General features: G+C 64.3%; 20 protein-coding genes. 14 read left to right on the top strand and 6 right to left on the bottom strand.

What is annotated here, in order from left to right; genetic code table 11:
- The first annotated feature begins 27 nt into the window (after window positions 1-27).
- The 4 genes from CupriaWKF_RS17955 to CupriaWKF_RS17940 all read left to right on the top strand — a co-directional run bounded on the left by CupriaWKF_RS17955 (window position 28) and on the right by CupriaWKF_RS17940 (window position 4,396).
- Window positions 28-681 carry a nuclear transport factor 2 family protein gene (locus tag CupriaWKF_RS17955; RefSeq protein WP_276102119.1) on the top strand — a complete coding sequence of 218 codons (654 nt, stop codon included), beginning with the start codon at window positions 28-30 and terminating at the stop codon, window positions 679-681.
- A 33-nt stretch (window positions 682-714) separates the two neighbouring features.
- Window positions 715-1,827: an alkene reductase gene (locus CupriaWKF_RS17950; protein WP_276102118.1), complete on the top strand. Its 1,113-nt coding sequence runs from the start codon at window positions 715-717 to the stop codon at window positions 1,825-1,827.
- An 8-nt stretch (window positions 1,828-1,835) separates the two neighbouring features.
- Window positions 1,836-3,434 carry a FadD3 family acyl-CoA ligase gene (locus tag CupriaWKF_RS17945; protein WP_346348617.1) on the top strand — a complete coding sequence of 533 codons (1,599 nt, stop codon included), beginning with the start codon at window positions 1,836-1,838 and terminating at the stop codon, window positions 3,432-3,434.
- 164 nt (window positions 3,435-3,598) lie between these two features.
- Window positions 3,599-4,396 (top strand): class I SAM-dependent methyltransferase, encoded by a 798-nt coding sequence (locus CupriaWKF_RS17940; RefSeq protein ID WP_276102117.1) that lies wholly within the window; start codon window positions 3,599-3,601, stop codon window positions 4,394-4,396.
- Window positions 4,397-4,481: 85 nt separating this feature from the next.
- Here the strand turns inward: CupriaWKF_RS17940 and CupriaWKF_RS17935 are convergent, their stop codons facing one another.
- From CupriaWKF_RS17935 to CupriaWKF_RS17915, 5 genes are all read right to left on the bottom strand, one after another.
- Window positions 4,482-6,335 carry a diguanylate cyclase gene (locus tag CupriaWKF_RS17935; protein WP_276102116.1) on the bottom strand — a complete coding sequence of 618 codons (1,854 nt, stop codon included), beginning with the start codon at window positions 6,333-6,335 and terminating at the stop codon, window positions 4,482-4,484.
- A 366-nt stretch (window positions 6,336-6,701) separates the two neighbouring features.
- On the bottom strand, window positions 6,702-9,152 hold the full coding sequence (locus CupriaWKF_RS17930) for an SAM-dependent methyltransferase (protein WP_276102115.1): 2,451 nt from the start codon (window positions 9,150-9,152) through the stop codon (window positions 6,702-6,704).
- 32 nt (window positions 9,153-9,184) lie between these two features.
- A complete protein-coding gene (locus tag CupriaWKF_RS17925; protein WP_346348616.1) occupies window positions 9,185-9,967 on the bottom strand; it encodes a protein-L-isoaspartate(D-aspartate) O-methyltransferase in 783 nt (260 codons plus the stop codon).
- A 145-nt stretch (window positions 9,968-10,112) separates the two neighbouring features.
- On the bottom strand, window positions 10,113-12,104 hold the full coding sequence (locus CupriaWKF_RS17920; RefSeq protein ID WP_276103301.1) for a thioredoxin domain-containing protein: 1,992 nt from the start codon (window positions 12,102-12,104) through the stop codon (window positions 10,113-10,115).
- A 320-nt stretch (window positions 12,105-12,424) separates the two neighbouring features.
- Window positions 12,425-13,144: an SDR family oxidoreductase gene (locus CupriaWKF_RS17915; protein WP_276102113.1), complete on the bottom strand. Its 720-nt coding sequence runs from the start codon at window positions 13,142-13,144 to the stop codon at window positions 12,425-12,427.
- Window positions 13,145-13,335: 191 nt separating this feature from the next.
- On the opposite strand from CupriaWKF_RS17915, the gene CupriaWKF_RS17910 reads away from it, so the two are divergent.
- The 10 genes from CupriaWKF_RS17910 to CupriaWKF_RS17865 all read left to right on the top strand — a co-directional run bounded on the left by CupriaWKF_RS17910 (window position 13,336) and on the right by CupriaWKF_RS17865 (window position 23,045).
- The gene (locus tag CupriaWKF_RS17910; RefSeq protein WP_276103299.1) at window positions 13,336-13,806 is read left to right on the top strand and encodes an SUF system Fe-S cluster assembly regulator; all 471 of its coding nucleotides are present in this window, start codon (window positions 13,336-13,338) and stop codon (window positions 13,804-13,806) included.
- A 30-nt stretch (window positions 13,807-13,836) separates the two neighbouring features.
- Window positions 13,837-15,285 (top strand): Fe-S cluster assembly protein SufB, encoded by a 1,449-nt coding sequence (gene sufB, locus CupriaWKF_RS17905; RefSeq protein WP_276102112.1) that lies wholly within the window; start codon window positions 13,837-13,839, stop codon window positions 15,283-15,285.
- Window positions 15,286-15,336: 51 nt separating this feature from the next.
- Window positions 15,337-16,107 (top strand): Fe-S cluster assembly ATPase SufC, encoded by a 771-nt coding sequence (sufC, locus tag CupriaWKF_RS17900; RefSeq protein ID WP_276102111.1) that lies wholly within the window; start codon window positions 15,337-15,339, stop codon window positions 16,105-16,107.
- Window positions 16,104-17,435 carry a Fe-S cluster assembly protein SufD gene (gene sufD, locus CupriaWKF_RS17895; protein ID WP_276102110.1) on the top strand — a complete coding sequence of 444 codons (1,332 nt, stop codon included), beginning with the start codon at window positions 16,104-16,106 and terminating at the stop codon, window positions 17,433-17,435. The genes sufC and sufD overlap by 4 nt, the downstream gene beginning before the upstream one ends.
- On the top strand, window positions 17,432-18,700 hold the full coding sequence (locus CupriaWKF_RS17890; protein ID WP_276102109.1) for a cysteine desulfurase: 1,269 nt from the start codon (window positions 17,432-17,434) through the stop codon (window positions 18,698-18,700). Before sufD ends, CupriaWKF_RS17890 begins: the two co-directional genes overlap by 4 nt.
- Window positions 18,700-19,146 carry a Fe-S cluster assembly sulfur transfer protein SufU gene (gene sufU / locus CupriaWKF_RS17885; RefSeq protein WP_276102108.1) on the top strand — a complete coding sequence of 149 codons (447 nt, stop codon included), beginning with the start codon at window positions 18,700-18,702 and terminating at the stop codon, window positions 19,144-19,146. The genes CupriaWKF_RS17890 and sufU overlap by 1 nt, the downstream gene beginning before the upstream one ends.
- A gap of 4 nt (window positions 19,147-19,150) precedes the next feature.
- A complete protein-coding gene (locus CupriaWKF_RS17880; protein WP_276102107.1) occupies window positions 19,151-19,519 on the top strand; it encodes an SUF system Fe-S cluster assembly protein in 369 nt (122 codons plus the stop codon).
- A gap of 1 nt (window position 19,520) precedes the next feature.
- A complete protein-coding gene (locus CupriaWKF_RS17875; protein WP_276102106.1) occupies window positions 19,521-19,835 on the top strand; it encodes a non-heme iron oxygenase ferredoxin subunit in 315 nt (104 codons plus the stop codon).
- Window positions 19,836-19,970: 135 nt separating this feature from the next.
- Window positions 19,971-20,987, top strand: coding sequence for a hypothetical protein (locus CupriaWKF_RS17870; RefSeq protein WP_276102105.1), 1,017 nt, complete (start codon window positions 19,971-19,973; stop codon window positions 20,985-20,987).
- Between the two features lie 993 nt (window positions 20,988-21,980).
- A complete protein-coding gene (locus CupriaWKF_RS17865) occupies window positions 21,981-23,045 on the top strand; it encodes a VWA domain-containing protein (protein ID WP_276102104.1) in 1,065 nt (354 codons plus the stop codon).
- 230 nt (window positions 23,046-23,275) lie between these two features.
- On the opposite strand, the gene CupriaWKF_RS17860 is transcribed toward CupriaWKF_RS17865, so the two are convergent.
- Window positions 23,276-23,587, bottom strand: a complete 312-nt coding sequence (locus tag CupriaWKF_RS17860; protein ID WP_276102103.1) for a hypothetical protein — start codon at window positions 23,585-23,587, stop codon at window positions 23,276-23,278.
- Between the last annotated feature and the right edge of the window lie 42 nt (window positions 23,588-23,629).

Genomic DNA, 23,629 nt, shown 5'->3' with positions numbered 1-23,629 from the left:
TCACCCTGAATGACCTTGGAGATGCAAGTGACAACAGACATGGCGCTGGACCCGGCGCACACGCAATCGCTGCAGGCGCGGCTCGACCGGCTGGAGTCGATCGAGGAAATCCGCATGTTGCCGGCCAAGTATGCGCTGGCGCTCGACATGCGCGACCTTGACGCCTGGACCAGCCTGTTTCCGCACGATGTGGCGGTCGGCAAGGACCAGGTGGGCCGCGAACACCTGCGGCGCTGGATCGACGACACGCTGCGCAATCAGTTCACCGTGACGTCGCACCACATCGGCGGACACATCATCGAGTTCCAGGATGCGGGCCACGCGAGCGGCGTGGTGTACTCGAAGAACGAGCATGAGACCGGCCCGGAATGGGTCAATATGCAGATGCTCTACTGGGATGACTACGAGCGCATTGGCGGGCGCTGGTATTTCCGTCGCCGTCTGCCATGCTATCTCTACGCCAGCGACCTGAACAAGCCGCCCATCGGCGACAGGAAGATGCGCTGGCCGGGCCGTGAGCCATACGAAGGTTCCTGGCATGCGCTGTGGCCGTCGTGGAAGGCGTTCTGGAATACCAAGCCGGGCGAGCTGATGCCAGGCGTCGCGGAGCCGGTGCCGCTGGATCAGTTTCTTGCCGCGATGCGCCGAGGATCTTCGCTGCCGAAAGTGCGCACGCGCTGACGCCATGCCGATACCGAAAGAGGAGTTTCAGAGATGAGCGCCAGCCTGTTCGAGCCGCTCCGGCTCGGCGACATTGCCCTCGCCAACCGTATCGTGATGGCGCCGATGACGCGCAGCCGCGCCGGCGCGGGCGATCTGCCCACCGATCTGCACCAGGCCTACTACGCACAGCGTGCCGGAGCCGGGCTGATCGTCGCCGAAGGCACCTATCCGAGCCGGCATGGCAAGGGGTATTGCCGCACTCCGGGCATCGAGACCGTGGCGCAGATCGATGCCTGGCGCGAGGTGACCGGCGCGGTGCGGAGCCAGGGCGCGGCGATGGTGTTGCAACTGATGCATGTGGGGCGCATCGCGAGCCGCCATAACAAGGCGGCGGACGCGCAGACGGTGGCGCCTTCGCCGATCCGCGCGCGCGGCACCATCTATGCCGACGGCCATGGCCTGGTTGAGATGGACACGCCGCGGACGCTGGCTGGGGACGAAATCGCGGCCGTGATCGACGAGTACGGTCAGGCGGCCGCCAATGCGATGGCGGCCGGCTTCGACGGCGTTGAACTGCATTGCAGCAGCGGCTACCTGCCGATGCAGTTCCTGCTAGCGTGCGCCAACCAGCGCAACGACGGCTACGGTGGTTCGCTGACGGCGCGTCTGCGCTTCGTGGTGGAAGCGCTGGAGGCCATGGCCGGGACGATCGGCGCGGGGCGCGTGGGCTTGCGCATCTGTCCCGGCAACCCGTTCAACGACATGCACGATGATGACCCGGCCGCCACGTATGGCGCGCTGCTCGATGCGGTTTCGCCGCTCGGGCTGGCCTACCTGCACGTGAGCCGCTCGCCCGATCGCGCGCTCGATGCCTTCGCGCTGGCGCGCCGGCATTTCGCTGGCGCGCTCATCGTCAATGATGGCTTCGACGGCGCGAGCGCCGCGCGCGCGCTGGCCGGGGGCATTGGCGATGCGGTTTCGTTCGCGCGCCATTTCATCGCCAATCCTGATCTGCCTGCGCGCCTGCGGCACCATGCTGCGCTGGCAACGTTTGATCGCACGCTGCTTTATACGCCCGGCGCGCGTGGCTACACGGATTACCCGGCCGCCGCGGAGCTTGCCGCATATGGCCAGACTGTTCGCGAAGGAGGCCTGCAACGATGAGCGATTGCTTGCCACAGTTTCCCGCCATGTCGGCCGATGCGGCGATTTCCACCATTCCCGGCGCCATCGCGCACACGGCCCGGCTGTATCGGGATGCGACAGCCATCGAGGAAGACGGCCATCCCATGCGCTACGGCGAACTGCACGAGGCCGCCCGCGTCGCCGGGCGAGCGCTGATGGCGCTGGGCCTGGAGCGGGGCGAGCGCGTCGCCGTCTGGGCCCCCAACCTGCATGAGTGGATCGTTGCGGCGCTCGGTATCCACATGGCCGGCGGCGTGCTGGTGCCGCTCAATACGCGGTTCAAGGGCAGCGAGGCGGCCGACATTCTCGCCAGAAGCGGAGCCAGGCTGCTGTTCACCATCGGCGAATTCCTTGGCATCGACTATCCCGGAATGTTGCGCGGGCATGCGCTGCCTGCGTTGCGCCACCAGGTCATCTTGCGCGGCGAGCGCGAAGGCTGCCTGTCCTGGGGCGATTTCCTCGCACGCGGCGCTGACACGCCGGTGGAAATGCTCGACAAGCGCGTGGCCGCGCTGACCGCTGACAGTCCGTCCGACCTGCTATTCACCTCCGGCACCACGGGCAAGCCCAAGGGGGTCATCAGCACGCATGGACAGAATCTTCGCGCCTTCTCCGAGTGGTCTGCGATCGTCGGCCTGCGTGCAGGCGACCGTTATCTGATCATCAATCCGTTCTTTCACGCGTTCGGCTACAAGGCCGGCTGGCTCGCGGCCGTGATTCGCGGCGCCACCATCCTGCCGCTGGCGCAGTTCGACGCCGCAGCCGTGCTTGCCTGCGTCGAGCGCCACCGTGTCAGTTTCCTGCCGGGATCGCCAACGCTCTACCTGAGCCTGCTGGCCCATCCGCGGCTGGACGCATACGACTTGTCGTCGCTGCGGGTGGCCGTCACGGGCGCTGCATCGATCGCGCCAGAGCTGATCCGCCGCATGCGCAAGGTGCTTGGCTTCGATGTCGTGCTGACCGCTTACGGACTGACCGAGTGCTGCGGACTCGCGACAGTCTGCCGGCTTGGCGATGCCCTGAACACCATTGCCAATACCAGCGGGCGGCCGCTTGGCGGCGTGGAGATTCGCTGCGTCGACGCCCTAGGCAAAGATGTCGCTGCCGGGGAGCAGGGCGAAGTATGGATCCGCGGCTACAACGTCATGCGCGGCTATTTCGGCGACGAAGCTGCTACAAGCGAGGCCGTCGACGACGCTGGCTGGCTGCACACAGGCGACATCGGCAAACTGGACGCCGCCGGAAACCTGTCGATCACGGGGCGGCTCAAGGATATGTTCATCGTCGGCGGCTTCAACTGCTATCCGGCGGAAATCGAGCACCTGATCGGCACGCATCCGGCGGTGGCGCAGGTCGCCGTCGTCGGTGTGCCCGATGCGCGCATGGGGGAGGTTGGCCGGGCCTTCGTGGTATTGCGCGAAGGCGAGAGCCTGAGCGACGAGGCTTTGCTGGAATGGTGCCGCTCGCGTCTGGCCAACTACAAGGTGCCGCGTTCCGTGGCCTTTATGGCGGCGCTGCCACTGAGCGCCGCGGGCAAGGTAGTCAAGCACGAGCTATTGGCGGTGCAGGCGCGGGCTGGCAAGTGAGCTAGCCGGACCCCCCTGACGCAAATCAGACGGTGTCCTTCCCCGGGCGTCGCAACCGTGGTGCAGTCGATTTGCACTTTCCTCCACCACGACCTACTCTGACGAGGAAATTGCTAATAAGCGTCCCCCGTCCCCCGCTGTCCCCCTGTCCTGTCGAGGCCTCCATGTCAGACGATCCCTTTGCCCACCTGAAGGCAGTACAACGCGAAGCCTGGGCAGTGTTTGCGCCGTTGGAAGCGGTGACGACAATGCCGGCGGCAGAGTTGGTCCGCCATGCACGAGTGCTTCCACAACAATCGGTGCTCGACGTTGGTTGCGGCACTGGCGTGGTAGCGCTGACCGCGGCGCGCCTCGGAGCCCGGGTACGTGGCTTGGATCTGGCACCGGCGCTGATTGAGCAGGCGAAGAGGAATGCCGCACTGGGCGGGGTCGAGATCGATTTTCAGGAGGGCGACGTCGAGGGGCTGCCCTATGGCAATGCCACCTTCGACGTAGTACTCAGCCAATTCGGCCATATGTTCGCACCACGGCCCGAAGTAGCGATTGCGGAAATGCTGCGCGTACTAAAGCCGGGCGGCACCATCGCCTTTTCGACCTGGCCACCGGAACACTTTGTTGGCCAGATGTTTGCACTGGTTGGCAAATACCAGCCGCCGCCCCCGGGTGCGGCGCCGCCGCCGCAATGGGGAGATCCGAGTATCATTCGCGAGCGCTTGGGCAAGGCGGTCACGGACATTATGTTCGACCGCGGCGTGATGTGCTTCCCGGCACTAAGTCCGCAGCACTACCGAAAGGTTTTGGAGGAGACGCTTGGGCCAGTGGTAAATCTGGTGCAGACCTTGCAAGGTGATGCGTCCACGCTGGCGAGCTTCCGCGCCGAACTGGACGGCTTCGTCGGCCGCCATCTGGAAAACAATATGCTGCGGCAACATTATCTGATGACGCGCGCAATCAAGTGCTAATTGCCGGGTCGTTGCTTTAGAGCGGAAGGGCAAGCTCGTCACTGACAATCACCGAACGAGATGGCATAACCGTCGCTGCAACCCGCTAATGGGTTGGGCTGAACACCACATACCTGCCTTTGCCGCCGCGCTTGGCGGTATAGAGCGCCGTGTCCGCCTGCATAAACAGGTCCCCAATCGATTGGTCGTGTTGCGGATGTCGGAGTGCGACACCAACCGTTGCGCCAGCAATGATGTGATGGCCGTCGATGGCATAGGGCGCTGACGCGAGTTCTACGATGGTTTGCGCGACGCGTTCCACCGCATCGGGGTTCGAGATGTGTTCCATGACAATGGCAAATTCGTCGCCGCCTATCCGCGCCACCGTATCGGATTCGCGCACGCACGACGCAAGACGCTCCGAAAACGTCCTCAGAAGCTTGTCGCCGACGGCGTGACCACAGGTGTCGTTGACCGGTTTGAAGCCATCAAGGTCGATCAGCAGCAGACCCATCTGGCGGCCGTTCGCGCTCGCTCGCTCGATGGCCAGCCTCAAGCGCCGGTCGAAGCCCTTTCGGTTGAGCAGGCCCGTCAGGTGGTCGAGAAGCATCTGCTTTTCAAGGTGCCTTATCTTGAGGCGCTCCGTGGTCACGTCTCGGACAAAGATGTGCAGCCCCAGGACCGTGTTCTTTGCCTCGTTCCATGCGGGCTGGTAAGTCACCTCAAGGCACTCGCTACCATCTCCTGAGTCCCGGTCGAAGGCCACGGAAGCGCCTGCAAATGCTTCGTCGAGGTAGGGCTTGACTTCGGCATAGGCAGTGGCGCCCCAAAGCTCCTGGATGGACAGGCCAACTATCTGTTCCGATGCAAGTCCAAACCGGCGCTCATAGGCCTCGTTCACGAACACATAACGCTCGTCGCGTCCGACATAGCTGGCAAGGTCCGGAAGGTGATTGGCGATGGCCTGAATGCGTCTTTCACTTTCCCGCGCCTCGTTCTTCGCGCGTTCCAGGGCAGCTTCCCTTTCGGCGAGCTGATGCATGAACTCCGAGAAAGTCGTGGTGAGGTCACTGATCTCATCACCAGTTGTCATTGGCACAGGTGAATGCATAAGCCGGCCTTTCGCATTCTGCTGCACCAGCCCATGTAACCGAATCAATGGAACCATCAGTCGGTGTGAAACGATCCACATAAGAATGGCTGCAAGGGCTATGGCGATTCCAGCTGCCAGAGCCAGCTTCCTTCTTACGTCATTCAGCGGCGCGTAGGCCTCAGCCGCAGGAAAGTTGGCAACTAGTTCCCAACCATTGGTGTCGAGCAGGTAGCGCGAGACTATAGGCTGCTTCGGGTGAATAAACTCCAGGGCAGCAGGATCGGTGTCCGCCTCACAAGACTCTCCAGTCGCCTTCGCCCCTTTCAGCAAATTCGACAAGTCGGTGTGCATGACATATCGCGGGTTGTCCCCTGACGATATCAGGCAGAAGGTACCTGTTGCGCCGATCCGGTTGCGTGTCAGCTCCTGCAGGAAGTTCTCCCGCAGCAGGTTCAGGCTACCTGCCACGATTGCGCGCAGGCTGCCATCAGAGGAACGCAACCCGACGGCCATGACGATGCCAGGCGCGCCATTGTTCTTCCCCACCAAGGGTTCGGAGACGGCAACGGATGCGCCTCGGACAATTTCACGAACATAGTCGCGGTCGGCCAGGGATATGTGTTGACCCAAAGGCGTGGCGCTGTTGAACGCCAGTTCGCCGTCTGGCCAGATGAGTGAGACTGCGTTGAATGCCTCGGGAATGGAAACCGCCTGCGTCGCGAAGGCCCGAAGCTCATCCGGGCTCCGGTCGAGCATTGGCGCCAACTGCCGTGCCAGGCGGCGCAACACGATGGCTCGGCCTTCAAACTTCTCGTCGAGCTGTTCGGCCACCAGCTTGACGAGAGTGTCTTGCTGGTTCTGCAGCAAGTCTCTCAGGCTCAAGTACGCGTAATACTGAGCGACAACAGCCAGTGCGAAGATGACAACTGCTACGACGAACCCGGTCGCGAGTGCCGCTCGAAATTTCAGAGAACGCCGCACTGATATGTTCCTCCCTTTCCACTTCGCGCCAATTATCGCCGCTACATGCTCACAAGCCCACCCGAATGGGTGACTCTGAGCCTTAAAAGGTCCTATTGGAGCACAAAATGGGTGGGTTGCAGTTTGAGCAGCGCCCGCCAAGCCCGACAACCCCAACCCTTCCCCATTCCCGCAATCCGGCGAAGAACCTTTTTTCCGGGCCCAGCAGACTGTCGGAAGAGCGGCAGGCGGTGCTCACCGCCGCCCCACCGTTCACGGGAACGCAACCGCGGCGCCAGCGTACAGAAGCAGCGCCACCAACACCACAGCGGTGAAGCCGACGTGGATCGCGACCAGCGTGGCAAGGACCGCCGCCACCACCGAGGCGCAGGCGTTGATACCCCATGCCCACGGCACGAGCGTTTCGTCGCGGGCCGCGACACGGGCCAGGCCGAGCGGGAACGGCATCCCCATCAGGAACGCCAGCGGCGCGATCAGCAGCGCTGAGATGCCAATCCTGGCCGGATCCGCCAAGGCGATCAGCAGCCTGAAGACCGCCGGCAGCGCCACAAGGTAGATCAGCGAGGCCACCCAGATACCGCTGACGGCTAGCGCCGCCTGCCGCCTGCCGCGATCATCGCCACCGCGCGCGGGCATGCGCTGGGCGTATCGGCTCCCCAGTCCCGCAAAGCAGAGAAAGGCACACAGCACCACCGCGACCGCGTAGAGCGGGTGGCTCAAGAACAGGATGAATTTCTGGATGAAGGCGATCTCCACGAACATGAAGCCGAGGCCGACCGCCAGGAAGTAGAAGCCGGCTCGCCATTCGAGCAAGCGCTGCACGGCTTCGCCATGGCAGCCAGGCTCCATGGCAGGCAGCGGCCTGGGGCGGCGCCGCAGGATCCAGAGCGGGACCACGATCAGCAGCAATGCCGCGGCGGTGGCCTGCAGCAGCGTGGCCACCAGCACCGGATAGCCCCATTCCAGCAAGGGCAGGCCGCCCTGCGCCCTCAGCGACAGCAGTTCAGGCAGCGTGCGCCATTTGAAGAAGTGGAAGAAGTACGGCCTGTCATCGGTGGCGGGTCGCACGTCGAATTTGTAGCGGGACAGGAACCGGTCACGATCGGGGCCGAGCAAGGCAAGCGCGGCGTCGAAGAAGTAGGGCTTGTCCAGCACGTTGTAGCGATTCGCCTGACCGGGCTGGATGCCGGGATAGTACTCGACGTCGAACGAACGGGTGCGGCAGAAGTCGAGCAGGGCGGCAAGGTCCGCTGCGCTGAACTCCCCGTTCTTGACGACCAGTGTGGCCGTCTTCCAGCCGCGCACCAGCGCCAGGCGTCGCGACGGCTCGGGCATGCCAGAGCCTTCCATGGCCGCCACGGCGGTAGCGAGCAGTTTCGGTATGTCACGGGGCGGCAGCGTGACCCAGCGCGTGATCGCGAGCAGGCCGCCAGGCCGGAGATGGCGCAGGTAGCCTTGGAAGGCTTCCACGGTATAGAGATAACTCTCGGAGAGCGCGTACAGTCCCGCCGACGACGTGCTGAATGAATCCAGCAGGGCCACCTGGATGAGGTCATAGCGTGCATTGCTGGCCGCCAGGAATCCGCGCGCCTCGCCGACAAAGGCACGCACGCCGGCCGCACTGTATGGCTTGCCGGAAAACGCGGCGAAACGGCCCTGCACCAGTTCAATCACCTGCGGATTCAACTCCACGGCATCGACCGCGCCGGCCCCGTGATAGAGCGCCTGCAAGACGTCCGCCCCCGCACCGCTGCCCAGCACCAGCACCGTCGGATTCCGCAGCAAGTGGTAGGGTAGGGCAGAGGTGAGGTCGCCCAGGTAGGCAAGCGGTTCGCGCCGGCCGTCATAGCGGTTGAGCGCGCTGAGCCCGTCGCCATCGGTGAACACGGCCAGTTGTGATGGCGGCTCCCGGCTTGCATTGAGGCTCAGTCCCGGCGCGTACCGCAACGGGATCGAGGCGCTCTCGACCACCGTGACCAGGCCGAGGGGACTCGAGCGCTCCGCCACCACGCGCGCGTTGCCGATGCGCAGGGCCTGGCTCAGTTCCTTGTACTCGGACGGACGCAGCGCAACCCAGTCGCCTGGCACGCCGGCCGGCACGATTGCCGCCGACAGCAGCAGCGCCGGCAGCCAGGGCGGATGCCAGCGGCATTCCACGCATGCCAGGGCGGCCGCTGTCATGCCTGCCGTACTGACCAGCCGCAGCGCATCGACCGGGTTCAGCACGAACAGCGCCACGATGATGCCCAGGCAGCCCAGCCCGGCGCCAAGGATGTCGAAGCTGTAGATGCGGGGAACCTGCTGGTTGAAGCGGGAAAAGCTCAGGCAGATACTCGTGGCGGCGCAAAGGAACGGCACGAACAGCAGCAGGTAGATCAGCAACAGGCGCAGCGGCTGCGATGGCTCCCACAGGATTTCCAGAGGATTGAACGCCACGTGCTGGGCGAGCGCGAAGCAGGCCATCGCGCCGACGCCGAACAGCACGGCGCCGCCGGCGAAGACCGGCACGAAATGGCGGATCAGCGTTTGCCGCGCCAGTGCCACCAGCGCACCCGCCGCGCCATAGCCCAGCAGTGCCACGCTGATCATCATGTAGGCGAAGTGATGCCACTGGATGATGGAGAGCAAGCGCATCAGCAGGATCTCGTAGCCAAGCGCGGCGGCAGAGAGCAAGGCCAGGGCGAACAGTGGTGGTCGTGGCATGAGGTCAGCTTGCAGGGGCCGATGTTCCTGCCTCAGTGCGCGCCAGCCAGCGGCACGAACCTGACCGGCAGGATCTGCCTGGTGGTAACGGTGCCGTCCCCGGACTTTTCGACCAGCAGCAGATACTGCGTCAGGAACTGGGCGCCGACCGGGATCACCATCCGGCCGCCAGGTTTCAGTTGCCGGATCAGCGGCGGCGGCACGTGGCTGGCCGCCGCGGTGACGACGATGGCGTCATAGGGCGCGTGCTCGTCCCAGCCGTAGTAGCCGTCGCCCACCTTGCACGTCACCTGCCGATAGGCCAGTCGCTGCAGGCGGTCGCAGGCCTGCCGCCCCAGCGGCTCAATGATCTCGATCGTGTATACCGCGCGTGCCAGCCCGGCCAGCACCGCCGCCTGGTATCCGGAGCCGGTGCCGATTTCAAGCACGGTGTCGTTGGGCTTGACCATCATCAGGTCAGTCATCAGGGCGACGATATAGGGCTGCGAAATCGTCTGGCCATGGCCGATCGGCAGCGGCCGGTTCTCATAGGCGTGTGGCTTCTGCTCGTCCGGCACAAACTCGTGGCGAGGTACCTGCCCCATCACGGCCATGACGCGCGGGTCGATGGCATGCCTGCCCTTCTCGGCGCCGGCGACTGCGGCGACTGCGGCGACCGCGGCGATCTCCCTGACCATGTCGGCACGCTGTGGGGCAAGGGCGTCGGCGGCGACGGCGGTCTGGCAGAGTAAGGCCAGCGCCATGATGGCGATGGAGAGGGGTGGGCGGGGTGCCGATTGCTTCACGAGTGGGACAGGCAAAGAGCCTACGGTCATCGTAGATCATCGGTCTGACTGGCGCAGGCAAGCGACAAAAGAGGTTCCTGCAAATCTGCTAACGAACAGAGCGCGGTCGCCGCCAATCCAGTTTGGTCTGCGGATCCTCAGGAATCGCGGCAAAGGCCGGGTCGCATCGTGACAGTCACGCCGCGCAGCGTTCAAGGAGCGCCTGGGCGGTGGTTACCGGCGCGGTACAGGTGTGATGTCGGCACACGTAGGCTGCCGGCCGGCCGTCGACCGGTTGCCGCCCCTGGCCGACCGGAACGTCTTCGGCGAATGCCAGGACGCGTGCCGGCAGGTAGGCGCGGTGAACGCTTTTCACCAATGGGGCGGCAGCCGCCTTATCGCCGGCAAACAGGATCCCGAGCGCGCCGCGCTGCGCGAAGTCCCTGGCGGCAAGGAGGTGCACGAAGCCGGCCGGGGCCGCGGTGGCGGCAGCCCCATATCGCTGAAACTCTTGCTCGGCGAAGTCACGGTAGCGATCCTCGCCGGTGAGTTCATGCAAGCGCAGGAAGGAGAACACGCTGGCTGAAATGCCCGACGGCCAGGCGCTGTCGTATGGCGCGCGAGGCCTGTGCACCAATGGCTCGGCATCGTGGGACGTGAAATACAGCCCTTCTTCCCAGAACTTATCCAGTATCCGTGCCACGAGTTCGGCTGCGCGATCAAGGTATCGCCTGTCGAAGCAGGATTCGTAGAGATCGATCAGAGCGTTGGCCAGGAAGGCATAGTCTTCCAGGAACCCTGGCACCTTGACTGTGCCGTCCTTCCAGCACCGGTACACGCCGCCGTCCGGCATGGTGAGCTTGTCCTCGATAAAGCCGGCGGCACGCCGTGCGGCGGCGAGGTGTGCGGGGTTGCCCGTCGCCTGGTAAGCCGTGCAAAGCCCCTGGATCATGAGACCGTTCCAGCCGGCGAGAATGTTGTCGTCACGGCCGGGGCGCACACGCTGGGCGCGTGCTGCCAACAGCCGCTCGCGCCAGCCTTCGAGTCGCGCCTCCTCCACGAGGGGCGGCGTGAGCGCACGGTGGAGCACCGATCTGCCGGGTGCAACGTTCCCGCCGTCGGTCACGCCGTAGGCGCGACACGCCAGGGCCCCCTCGGAGTCGCCCAGGACCGCCTTCACCTCGGCCGGCGTCCAGACATAAAAGCGGCCTTCCTCGCCTTCGCTGTCGGCATCTTCGCCAGCATAAAAGCCGCCATCGGGGTGCGTCATGTCCCGCAGAATGTACGCGATAGTCCCCTCGAATACGCGGCGCCAGGCTTGCTTGCCGGTCAGGCGATAGGCGTCCGCGTACAGTTTGACGAGCTGGCCGTTGTCGTAAAGCATCTTTTCGAAGTGGGGCACGGCCCAGCGTTCATCGACACTGTAGCGGGCGAACCCACCACCGAGCTGGTCATGGATGCCGCCGGCCGCCATGCCGTCGAGCGTGCGCTCCAGCGCTTCGAGCAGCGCGGGTTCACCAGTTCGCTGATAGATGCGCAGCACGAGGTCGTAGGCGCTTGCGTTGGGAAACTTGGGCGCTCCGCCCAACCCGCCGTGGATCGGATCCGTATTTCGCGCGAGGGCGAAGGCTGTCTGCGCGGGCAGGTCCTCGACTTCCGCGGCTTCACGGCTCAGGTCCGCGTCTTCCAGCAGCCGGAACCCCTGCTGAAACTGCGCGATGGTATCGCGCAGTTCCTGGCGGCGATGCGTCCAGGCTTCGCTCAGGCTCAGCAGCACACGCTCCAACCCGGGGCGCCCGTAGCGGTCCTCCGGCGGAAAGTAGGTGCCACCAAAGAACGGCTCTCCTTGCGGTGTCAGGAACACCGTGAGCGGCCAGCCGCCGCCCTGTCCCATCATCTGGGGGACTTTCTGGTAAATGTCGTCGAGGTCGGGACGTTCCTGCCGGTCAACCTTGATACTGATGAAACGCTCGTTCATCAGGCCGGCGATCCGGGGATTCTCGAACGATTCGTGTGCCATGACGTGGCACCAATGGCATGTGGCATAGCCGACGGAAAGCAGCACCGGCTTGTCCTCGTCGCGCGCGCGGCGAAACGCCTCTTCGCACCAGGGATACCAGTCGACCGGATTCTCCGCGTGTTGCCGGAGGTAAGGCGAGGTTTCTGTGGCGAGCCGGTTCCTCGTCATGATCTTCAGGCAGGCCAGCGGGACAGCTGTGGCGCAGAACAAGGCGCGCGGCAAGCGCGTGGCTCCCCGGCATACCTCAATGAGCCATACAAAAAAGCACCTTCTGCAGGTGCTCAGTGCTTCCAACCGTGGGCGTCTGCGTCCGAACCGGGTCAGCAACTCATGATCCGGTTCGGACCTGCAGGCTTGTGAGGCCTGCACGATCACGCTTCATATAGGAAGCATGATCGTTTCGCTGACCTACCTCCGCTTTGTCAAAGCGTGTCTCAGTCAGCGCTTAAATTATAGGACAGGCGACAATCAGGTCAATCCGAATCTGGCTACCATGGAATCGACTGGCGATCGCGGAAGAAGCCACCGGTGGGGCCATCGTCGGGCAGCGTTGCCAGCCACACCACGGAGTCGATGCCCTGCTCGGGCGAGCGCGGCGCATCGGGGCCGCCCAGGTCGGTGCGACACCAGCCGGGGCACACTGAGTTGACCTTGACGCCGCTATCGCTCATCTCGACGGCCAGGATGCGTGTGACGGCGTTCAGCGCCGTTTTCGAGATTCGGTAGGCTGGCACGCCGCTCCCCATTTCCGCCAGCTGTCCCATGCCCGAAGCCAGGTTGACCACCCGGCCGGCGCGGCTGGCGCGCAACAGCGGCGCCAACGCCTGGGTGACCCGCAGCACGCCGAAAAGATTGATATCGAGGGTGCGGCGCAGGGTTTCGAGCGGCAGTTCGAGCAGGCTGGTGTCGTAGTGGTCGAGCGAAACACCAGCGTTGTTGATCAGCGCGTCCACGCGACCGAAGCGTTCGGTCAGCCAGTTGGCCAGCGCAGCCACCGAGCTGTCTTCCGTAACGTCGAGGGAGTGGCAAGCGATCGGGTGACCCGCAAGCCGGAGCTCTGTCTCCAGCAACTCGAGGTCTGTCGGCCTGCGCGCCGTGGCGACGACCAGATGGCCTTCCACGGTGGCCAGCCGGCGCGCGGCGGCGCGGCCCAAGCCGCGGCTCGCGCCAGTAATGACGGTAACAGGTTGGTTGGGTTGGTTGACCATATCCGGGTCTCCTCGCCGCTCGCGGGGTTGGCATGCCCCGAGCTGCGGCTATTCATCTATACACCGTCGACGGAGACCTGGTGGCAGCGGTTCCCCATGTCCTGGCCTGGCGCGAGACAGGGATGCGAGACAGGGATGCAGGAACAAATGAGGACCGGATTGGTTCTAATTTGCGAATACTGGTGGCGACGATGCTCAGACTCAGCAAGCTGACCGACTACGGCACGGTGATCATGACGCACCTGGCGCGAAACCCGGGCCGGATCTACAGTGCCGCCGAGCTCGCCGGCGCGATCGGCGTGCCGGTACCGACGGCAAGCAAGATCCTGAAGACGCTGGCAAGGCACCACTTGCTGCAGTCTTTGCGCGGCGCCAATGGCGGTTATCTGCTGGCACGGCCGCCGGAACAGATTTCGATCGCACAGGTGATCGACGCCATGGAAGGCCCGGCCGGCGTGACCGAGTGCAGCGTCGCTGCCGGTCTGTGTGCGCAGGAAGGTCTGTGCGCCATCCGCGCCAACTGGCAATCGATCAACAGAGTGATCTTTATGGTGCTTGACGGCGTGACACTGGCAGATATGGCACAACCGGTACTGCACGCGGTAGATATTGGCGCCTTGCACGCCCGACGCGCACACGGGCCGCAAGCTGGCATTTCGTGATGTCGATGACAGTGGCAAGTGAAGCAGAACATGGCAACCCCGGCACGCAAGCTCGATGAACTGATCAGCCAAGGCTATAAGCATGGCTTCTACACGCCCGTGGAGACGGACACGGTGCCGTGCGGGCTGAATGAGGACGTGATCCGCATGATCTCGGCCATCAAGGGCGAGCCGGAATTCATGCGCGAGTGGCGTCTCAAGGCCTTCCGCCACTGGCTGACGATGTCCGAGCCGCACTGGGCGACGGTCAAGCACCCGCCCATCGACTACCAGGCGATTGCTTACTATGCTGCGCCGCGCTCCCAGAAAGCGGGGCCGAAGACCCTGGACGAAGTCGATCCGGAGTTGTTGCGTACCTACGAGAAGCTGGGCGTGCCCCTGCACGAGCGTGAACTGCTGGCAGGCGTGGCGGTGGACGCGGTATTCGACAGTGTCTCGGTGGCCACCACCTTCAAGCAGAAACTGGGCGAACTCGGCATCATCTTCTGCTCGTTTTCCGAGGCGGTGCGGGAGCATCCGGCGCTGGTGCAGCAGTATCTCGGCTCGGTCGTGCCCTATACCGACAACTTCTTCGCCTCGCTTAACTCCGCCGTGTTCAGCGACGGATCGTTCTGCTATATCCCGCCAGGGGTGCGCTGCCCGATGGAGCTGTCGACCTACTTCCGCATCAATGCCAGCAACACCGGCCAGTTCGAGCGCACCCTGATCATCGCCGACCAGGGCGCGTACGTCAGCTATCTGGAGGGTTGCACCGCGCCAATGCGCGACGAGAACCAGCTGCATGCCGCAGTGGTCGAGCTGATCGCGCTGGAAGATGCACAGATCAAGTACTCGACCGTGCAGAACTGGTATCCGGGCGACAAGGAAGGCAAGGGCGGCATCTACAACTTCGTCACCAAGCGCGGCGACTGCCGCGGCGCGCACTCGAAGATTTCCTGGACCCAGGTGGAGACCGGCTCCGCCATCACCTGGAAGTATCCAAGCGTGATCTTGCAGGGCGACGACTCGGTCGGCGAGTTCTATTCGGTCGCGCTGACCAATCACTACCAGCAGGCGGACACCGGAACCAAGATGACCCACCTTGGCAGGAATACCAGGAGCACCATCCTTTCCAAGGGCATTTCGGCCGGTCACGGCCAGAATGCCTACCGCGGGCTGGTGAGGATGGCCAGGAGCGCAGTCGGCGCGCGCAACTACTCGCAGTGCGATTCGCTGCTGCTGGGCGACAAATGCGCCGCCCACACCTTCCCTTATATCGAGGTGAAGAACGCCACCGGCCAGGTCGAGCACGAGGCATCGACCTCGCGCATCGGCGAGGACCAGCTGTTCTATTGCCAGAGCCGCGGTGTCAGCGCCGAGGATGCGGTGTCGATGATCGTGAACGGATTCTGCAAGGAAGTCTTCAAGGAGCTGCCGATGGAATTCGCGGTGGAAGCCCAGAAGCTGCTGGGCGTGAGCCTGGAAGGCAGTATCGGGTAACGGTGGCGCGCACGGGGCGCGCTGCGGGCGCATTGGAGAAAGAGGCCAGCCATGCTTGAGATTCGCAAGCTGCACGTCAGCGTCGACGACAAGCCCATCCTGCACGGCATCGACCTCAGCGTGAAGGCCGGCGAGGTGCACGCCATCATGGGCCCCAACGGTTCAGGCAAGAGCACCCTGGCCCATGTACTGGCCGGGCGCGACCGCTTTACCGTGACTGCGGGCGAAGTCCTCTACGACGGTACGAACCTGATTGGCATGCCGCCTGAAGAGCGCGCCCGCGCTGGCATTTTCCTCGCCTTCCAATATCCGGTGGAGATCCCCGGCGTTTCGAATATCTACCTGCTCAAGGCTGGGCTCAACGCGATTCGCAAGCACCGCGGCGAGCGGGAGCTGGACGCCATGGATTTCCTCGCCCTGGTCAAGGACAAGCTCCAGCTCATGGAGATGGACCAGGACCTGCTTTACCGCTCGGTGAATGAGGGCTTCTCCGGCGGCGAGAAGAAGCGCAACGAGATCCTGCAGATGGCGGTGCTGGAGCCCCGGCTCGCCATTCTGGACGAGACCGACTCCGGTCTCGACATCGATGCGCTCAAGATCGTCGCCAGGGGCATTGAAGCCATGCGCAGCCCACAGCGCGCCATTGTGCTGGTCACGCACTACCAGCGCCTGCTCGATTACATCGTGCCGGATCAGGTTCACGTGCTTGCGCAAGGCCGCATCGCCAAGTCCGGCGGGCCCGAGCTGGCGCGCGAACTGGAGCGCAGCGGCTATGCCGCGATAGAGGCGCAAGCCGTCATCGGGATGGAGTCCTCAGCATGAGCGCAAGCGGACTGGAGCACTATCTCGCCGAGTTCGACCGCGTCGAGGCCGCGCTGCCCGGCCGCCGCCTGGGCTGGCTCGCGCACGCGCGCCGCCAGGCGCTGGATCATTTCGCGCAAGCCGGGTTTCCCACGCTGCGCCAGGAGGACTGGAAATACACCAGCGTGGCCGCACTCGAGAGAAGCCGCTTTGCCGTGGCACTGCCGCAGGCCGGCGACGGCCTGGACGCTGCGGTGGCAGCGCGGATCGAGGCGTTCGCCCTGGCCGGCGCGCACCTGATGGTGTTCGTCAATGGCGTGTACCAGCCGCAATGGTCGCGCATCGGTGCCTTGCCTGCGGGGATTGAGCTCGCCAGCCTCGCCGCGACGCTGGAGCACGCACCGGACTGCCTGGAAGCGCCGCTGCTGCGCGGCGCAAGCCATTACCCGTCCGGTTTCGCCGCCCTGAACATGGCGTTCATGACCGATGGTGCCTGTATCCGCGTGGCGGCCGGAACCGTCGCGGAACAGCCGATCCACTTGCTGTTCCTTGTCACCGCCGGCGAGCTGGCAACCCATGCGCGCAATGTGGTGGTGGCGCAAGCCGGCAGCCGGGTCTGCATCGTCGAGCACCACTCGGGCCTGGATGGCCTGGGCTATTGCACCAATACCCTCACTGACATTGTTGCCGAACGCGATGCGCAGGTCGAACATCACAAGCTGCAGCAGGAGAGCCTCAAGGCCTTCCATATTGCCGGCGTCAATCTGGACCAGCAGCAGGGTAGCCGCTTCGCCTCCAGTTCCATTGCGCTGGGCAGCGCCCTCGCGCGAGTCGACATCGAAGTCGGGCTGAATGCCGAGCATACCGAATGTTCGCTGGACGGGCTGTATATGACCGCCGGGCGGCAGCATATCGACCACCACACCCGCATCGACCACGCCAGCCCGCACAGCAAGAGTCGCGAGTTGTACAAGGGCGTGCTGGCGGGCGCCTCGCGCGCGGTCTTCAACGGCAAGGTGGTGGTGCATGCCGACGCCCAGCACAGCGACGCCCACCAGTCCAACCGCAACCTGCTGCTGTCGGACCAGGCCGAGGTGGACACCAAGCCGCAGCTGGAGATCTATGCCGACGACGTCAAGTGCGGCCACGGCGCCACCGTCGGCCAGCTCGATGCCGAGCAGATCTACTACCTGCGCTCGCGTGGGATGGACGATGCCGCGGCGCGTGCCCTGCTGACTTTTGCCTTTGCCGAAGAGATTGTCAGCCGGCTCGGCCCCGCCCCATTGCGCACGCGGCTGGAAGCGCTCCTGCGCGGCAAGCTGCCGGAGCCTGTGAAGGAGTTGCCATGAACACGGCAGCGCATGAACTGACGGCCGTGGAGCGCGCGGTGCCGCCCGCCGGCCTGGAAGCAGAGCGGCTGCGCCAGGATTTCCCCATCCTGCGCCAGACCGTCAACGGCAAGCCGCTGGTCTATCTGGACAACGCCGCCACCACCCAGAAGCCGCAAAGCGTGATCCATTGCGAAGCGCGTTACTACAGCGCGCTCAACGCCAACATCCACCGCGGCCTGCACACCCTGAGCCAGCGCGCCACCGATGCCTACGAAGCCGCACGCGACGCCGTGCGAGACCTGATCAACGCGGCCGGGCGCGAGGAGATCGTGTTCGTGCGCGGCACCACCGAGGCGATCAACCTGGTGGCGGCAAGCTTCGGCCAGCGCCTGCGCCCGGGCGACGAGATCCTGATCAGTGCGATGGAGCACCACTCCAATATCGTGCCGTGGCAACTGGCGTGCCAGCGCACCGGCGCCTTGCTGCAGGTGGCGCCGATCAACGATGCCGGCGAGCTGATGCTGGAACAGTTCGCGCAGTTGCTCGGCCCCCGCACCAGGCTGGTCGCGTTGGCGCACCTCTCCAACGCGCTCGGCACGGTCAACCCGGTGCGAGACATCATCGAGCTGGCGCATGCCCGGGACATCCCGGTGCTGATCGATGGCGCCCAGGCGGTGCCGCACCTCAAGGTCGACGTACAGGCGCTCGATTGCGATTTCTACGCCTTCTCCGGGCACAAGCTCTACGGCCCCACGGGCGTCGGCGTGCTCTATGGCAAGGCTGCGCTGCTCGATGCCATGCCGCCTTACCAGGGCGGCGGGGACATGATCCGCGAGGTCACGTTCCATAAAACCACTTACAACGATCTTCCCTACAAGTTCGAGGCCGGCACCCCCAATATCGCCGGCGTCATCGGCCTTGGCGCGGCCATCGGGTATGTGCGCGCGGTCGGCCTGGAGGCCATCGCCGCCCACGAGCATGCGCTGCTCGGCTATGCCACCGCGCGGGCGGGGCAGGTCGCCGGGCTGCGCATGATCGGCACGGCAACCGACAAGGCGAGCATCCTCTCGTTCACCCTGGACGGCATCCATGCCCACGATGTCGGCACCATCCTCGATCAGCACGGCGTGGCGGTCCGTGCCGGCCACCATTGCGCCATGCCCGTGATGGAGCGCTTCGGCGTGCCTGCTACGGTGCGCGCGTCCTTCGCGCTGTACAACACGCGTGAAGAAGTGGATGCGCTGTTTGCTGCCGTGCGCGCGGCACAGGAGGTATTCGCCTGATGTCTGACCTGCGCAACCTCTACCAGGAAATGGTGGTCGACCACAGCCGCTCGCCGCGCAATTTCGGGCGGCTGGCGGCAGCGAATCGCAGCGCCGAGGGCTTCAACCCGCTGTGCGGCGACCGGCTGACGCTGTACCTGAGCATCCGCGGCGGAGTGATCGAAGACGCCAGCTTCGAGGGCTCGGGCTGTGCCATCTCCACCGCCTCGGCCTCGCTGATGACAGAAGCGCTCAAGGGCAAGACCGAGGCGGAGGCACGGGCCTTGTTCTCGGGCTTTCACGCGCTGGTGACCGGAGAGCCGGGGCTGGCCAGCTTTCCGATGGGCAAGCTGGAGGTCCTGGCCGGCGTGCGCGAGTTCCCGGCACGCGTGAAGTGCGCAACCCTGGCCTGGCACACCATGCAAGCGGCTTTGGAGAACAGCGCCAGGCCGGTCTCGACGGAGTGAAGCAATGAGCATGATCGATTGGCTGCGCAAGGCCGAGGAACACGAAGACAGGTTCGAGCCTGAGCCGGACAGCCTCGAAGGGCGGGTGATAGCGGCCTTGCGTACGGTGTACGACCCCGAGATCCCGGTCAACATCTACGACCTTGGCCTGGTCTACCAGTTATCGGCGGACGAAGCCAGCGGCAAGGTGGGCATCCGGATGACGCTGACCGCGCCGGGCTGCCCGGTGGCACAGGCCTTCCCGAGTGTGGTGCAGGAGGCCGTGATGGAAGCCAGCGGGGTGAACGAAGTCGAGGTTGAACTGGTATGGGACCCGCCCTGGTCGAGAGCACGAATGAGCGAGGCGGCCCGCCTGGAACTGGGGCTGATCTGAGATGAGCGAGTGGATCGATGTCGCCCGCGCCGAGGATTTCGCGCCGGGCACTTGCCGCAATGTCGATGTCGATGGGGTAGAGGTCGCGGTATTCAATGTGGATGGCCATTACTACGCCATCGAGGCCCTCTGCTCGCACGAGGCCGAGCCGCTTTGCGGCGGCGACCTGGAAGGCCAGGAAGTCGTGTGCCCGCGCCACGGCTCGCATTTTTCCCTGCTGACGGGCGAGGCGCTGTGCCCGCCCGCATACGAGCCGGTGGCGACCTTTCCGGTCCGGGTGCAGGACGGCAAGGTGCAGGTCAGGGACGAGCGCTGAGACAAGCCGGCAATCGCGTCGTCGACCTCCCGTTCCGTCGTGTCAATAGTGTTGCGTTGGCGCTGTGGGGGCTTGAAGCGCTTCGATGAACACAGCATCATGGGCACCTGGCATGCGCAACCGGGAGCCCCGCCTATGCAATATCGCCTCGTGTCCGGCCGGACCCATTGGGACGGCCTGCGTCACCTGGTGTACGCCGCGCTCTGCGCAGTGTCGCTGATGGGCATCCACCCTGCAGCCAGCGCCCAGGAGTTCTATGTACTTGGCGGGCTGCAACAAACGCCGTCGCTGGGAGAGAAGACATATGGCTACACTTATGAGTACGCCCATAACCTGACCGACAACGTCTACGCATCCTTCTCTTATCTGAACGAGGGGCACGTAAGCAACCACCATCGCGACGGCCACAGCGCGCAGTTGTGGGGGCGGTGGCTGTCGGCGGACCGGCGCTTTGCTTTCTCGCTTGGCGTCGGTCCGTACCGTTATTTCGATACCACCGTGAAGACCGCCGAAGGCGGCGTGAATGACCAGCATGGGTGGGGCATCCTGATTAGCGCGGCAGGCGCCTGGTATATCAATGGTGGTCCGTGGATCCTGCAGGCGCGATACAACCGTGCGCAGGCATTCGGTAGCATCGACACCAATACCTTCCTGATCGGAGTGGGCTACCAGCTCGATCGGGGGAGCAGGGATGGCCCGGTTGTGCCTCCGCCTTCGTACAGCAGCCTGACGACCCACAATGAGTTCACCGTCTTCGGCGGTACCACCATTGTCAATAACTTTGACTCCCCAAGCGGCATAGCCTATGCGGCCGAGTACCGGCGCGGCATCCTGCCGTACGTGGACCTCACGGCCACCTATCTGAACGAGGGCGATGCCCGGGTCGTGCGCCGGCAGGGGCTGGCAGCGCAAGCCTGGCTGGTGCGGCCATTCTTCAAGGACCACCTGACGCTTGGTATCGGTTTTGGCCCCTATTTCGCGCGGGACCATGACGACGGTGGCGGCGTCACGCGTACTCTGGGCCTGTTCACCATGTCGGCGAGCTATCGCATCAGCCCGTCCTGGACCACGCGCTTTTCCTGGCATCGCACCGTGACGACCAATAGCCGGGATACCGATGTGATGGTGTTGGGCCTGGGGTATCGGTTCTAGCCTGCCGGAGCATGCGGCCGTGTTCCGCCGACAAGGCCCTGACAGCGGCTTCCGCGGGAAACTCCGTTGTGCTCTCTTGAACACTTGGCGCTACATGCGCCGGATTAACAATCCGGCGAGATCGTTCCACACCCGTACCCGCATTGGATTGAGGAGCGTTGGCTGGCGCTTGGCGCGTGCACATTCCATACTGGAAACGACCAGCGGTGGTGACGGTCGCGTCCTTGACCACCGGCTAGGCCCAGCACGCAACGGGGCGGAGTTAGTATGAAAGCGCTAGGCTTGCTTCTCGCCATGTCAACGGCGGTAGGGTTTGCGCCCTACGCCAGTGCAGATGGATGCCAATATGACATGCAGTGCAAAGGGGAGCGAATTTGCGAGAAGGGGCGGTGCGTCTCGGAGGACCAGAACGCGGAGCAGGCCCCCAAGGCTGTTTCAGCCACGAAAAACGTTCTGACACCCGAGCAACCCACTAAGGTTGCTCCGGCGACGAGAAATGTGCCGGCACCAGGCCAGCCCGCCAAGCCCCTCCCGGCGATGAAGAATGCCCCGGCACCCAAGCACGCCGCCAAGGCCCCCTCGGGGACGAAAAGTGTCCTCACAGATGAGCAAGCCGACAGGGCTTCCCCTGCGATGACGGATGTCCCGGCACCGTCGATCGAGTTTCGTTATTGCTGCACCAAGGTCGGAAAATTTCCGCTCGACCGGGAACTGGACTCGGACGGCACTTCCGTCAACCAAAGCGGTAGCTGTCATGGGATAACCAGTTACGGGGCGTCTCTCCCAGGTATGCTGTGCAATTGATTGGCGGACCGTTCTGCGGGCCCCACCGTTGTTGAGAGGTCAATGAGTGGTGGCCTAATCCGCAGCCGCCCGAAGTGACGCTCGAAATGCCCGAAGCGTCCAGTGGGGTCGCGCAGGCAAAAGACCGCCCGAGGGCGGTCCTTCCATGTACGGTACTATCAGTCTTACTGATGCGCCAAGGAGCAAGGGATGCGGTTTCTCTGGCCCCAAATGCTCTGGCTGCTGGCTTCGCTCCCCCTGCTGGCAGCCGCTTACCTGTACCTGATTTCGCGACGCAAGAAAATCGCCCTGTTGTATGGCAGTCTTGCGCTGCCGCGCGCCGCGCTGGCTCGCCATCAACGGCTGCGGCGCCACATCCCGCCGCTGCTCTTTCTCGTCGCGCTGGGCGCGGCCCTGCTGGCTTGCGCCCGTCCTGTCGCGCCCATCACGCTGCCGTCTGACACCATCACCCTGGTGCTGGCCATGGATGTCTCCCGCAGCATGGCGGCGGCCGACGTCGCGCCAACCCGGATCAGCGCCGCCCAGCAAGCTGCACGGGATCTCATCATCGGGCTACCGGCCAGCGTGCGCCTGGGCATTGTCTCCTTTGCCGCCACGGCAATCGTAGTGCTTCCCCCCACCTACAACCGGCTGGACATGCTCGACGCGGTCGATCGCTTCCAGTTGCAGCAGGGCACGGCAACAGGCAGCGGGCTGATCCAGGCGCTGGCGGTATTGTTGCCCGATGATGGCATCGACCTGGAAGCTATCCTCTTCGGCGGCGAGTCGCTTGCGCCCGGCACGGGCGGGAGATCGCTGACGGAGGCAGCCGCGGCGGAAGCCGTCCGCAAGCGCGAGCAGGAGCGGCAGGTGGCGCAGCCGGGCTCTTACCGGCACGGTGCGGTGATCCTGCTCAGTGACGGTCGCCGCACCACCGGCCCGGACCCTCTGGATGCCGCGCGCATGGCTGCTCAGCGCGGCGTGCGCGTCTATACCGTGGGCTTCGGCACGCCGCAGGACGCGGGTGCGGCAGTGTCGAGCCTGGATTACACCATGCAGCCGGATGAACCCACCTTGCGCGCGGTCGCGACGCTCACCGACGGCGAGTACTTCGAGGCTGGCTCGGCCGCGGACCTGACGCGGGTGTATCGCCAGCTGAGCGCCCGTTTCGCACTTGAGCGCAGGGAAATCGAGATCAGCGCATTGCTGGCGGCAGCCTCGTTCGTGCTGCTGGTGGCGGCGTGCGGGCTGTCGCTGCTGTGGTTCTGGCGGTGAACCGAGCGCGCCAGCGATCGGCTCGGCACCAGGCTGGATATCCTGTCAACGCCGTTGAGTCGTGCCTCCCGGCAGTCCGTAGTGGCTAAGAGTCGGTCATGGACCTCTCTTGCGATTTTTAAATCCATTCTTAAAAATCTTCAATTGTCTTTGATGCGGCAGCCGGATAAATTGACTTCGGAGGCCGTGTCCTCTTCTTCCAGAACGCTCCCCGTATCTGGTACGGTTATTCAAAAGCGCGGTATTTCCGCGCTTCTTTTTTTTTGCTTCTCTTCATGCTGGATAAAACCGCTGCGCCTGTCGACTTGCAAGCACAGGTTACGCTCGAACGCTGGCGGGTCCGCGAGACAGCGCGAGGTGATCGATTCTTCGTCGGATTCTGTGTAGAGACCCAGACCGGACGTGTGAGTACGGCCATCCGGTCCTTTGACGTTGACACCGGCGTCGGTACCACCGCAAGCGGACGGCGTTACTTGCTGTCGGGCTGGCCATGCTTCGATGCTGAGGCTGAACGCATTTGGGCCCGATTGGCGCATCAGCATGCAATTACCGAAACCAACGATGTCAGTACGGAATACTTGCGC

The sequence above is a fragment of the Cupriavidus sp. WKF15 genome (assembly GCF_029278605.1).
GTDB lineage: Bacteria > Pseudomonadota > Gammaproteobacteria > Burkholderiales > Burkholderiaceae > Cupriavidus.
This window is presented reverse-complemented; position numbering and strand designations above follow the sequence as displayed.

Coding starts and splice junctions, on each gene's coding strand:
- sufU (WP_276102108.1), top strand. CDS start 18,700: ATGTCTGACCTGCGCAACCTCTACCAGGAAATGGTGGTCGACCACAGC.
- CupriaWKF_RS17920 (WP_276103301.1), bottom strand. CDS start 12,104: ATGACGAGGAACCGGCTCGCCACAGAAACCTCGCCTTACCTCCGGCAA.
- sufB (WP_276102112.1), top strand. CDS start 13,837: ATGGCAACCCCGGCACGCAAGCTCGATGAACTGATCAGCCAAGGCTAT.
- CupriaWKF_RS17860 (WP_276102103.1), bottom strand. CDS start 23,587: ATGCTGATGCGCCAATCGGGCCCAAATGCGTTCAGCCTCAGCATCGAA.
- CupriaWKF_RS17890 (WP_276102109.1), top strand. CDS start 17,432: ATGAACACGGCAGCGCATGAACTGACGGCCGTGGAGCGCGCGGTGCCG.
- CupriaWKF_RS17925 (WP_346348616.1), bottom strand. CDS start 9,967: ATGACCGTAGGCTCTTTGCCTGTCCCACTCGTGAAGCAATCGGCACCC.
- CupriaWKF_RS17880 (WP_276102107.1), top strand. CDS start 19,151: ATGAGCATGATCGATTGGCTGCGCAAGGCCGAGGAACACGAAGACAGG.
- CupriaWKF_RS17930 (WP_276102115.1), bottom strand. CDS start 9,152: ATGCCACGACCACCACTGTTCGCCCTGGCCTTGCTCTCTGCCGCCGCG.
- sufC (WP_276102111.1), top strand. CDS start 15,337: ATGCTTGAGATTCGCAAGCTGCACGTCAGCGTCGACGACAAGCCCATC.
- sufD (WP_276102110.1), top strand. CDS start 16,104: ATGAGCGCAAGCGGACTGGAGCACTATCTCGCCGAGTTCGACCGCGTC.
- CupriaWKF_RS17870 (WP_276102105.1), top strand. CDS start 19,971: ATGCAATATCGCCTCGTGTCCGGCCGGACCCATTGGGACGGCCTGCGT.
- CupriaWKF_RS17910 (WP_276103299.1), top strand. CDS start 13,336: ATGCTCAGACTCAGCAAGCTGACCGACTACGGCACGGTGATCATGACG.
- CupriaWKF_RS17950 (WP_276102118.1), top strand. CDS start 715: ATGAGCGCCAGCCTGTTCGAGCCGCTCCGGCTCGGCGACATTGCCCTC.
- CupriaWKF_RS17940 (WP_276102117.1), top strand. CDS start 3,599: ATGTCAGACGATCCCTTTGCCCACCTGAAGGCAGTACAACGCGAAGCC.
- CupriaWKF_RS17865 (WP_276102104.1), top strand. CDS start 21,981: ATGCGGTTTCTCTGGCCCCAAATGCTCTGGCTGCTGGCTTCGCTCCCC.
- CupriaWKF_RS17915 (WP_276102113.1), bottom strand. CDS start 13,144: ATGGTCAACCAACCCAACCAACCTGTTACCGTCATTACTGGCGCGAGC.
- CupriaWKF_RS17875 (WP_276102106.1), top strand. CDS start 19,521: ATGAGCGAGTGGATCGATGTCGCCCGCGCCGAGGATTTCGCGCCGGGC.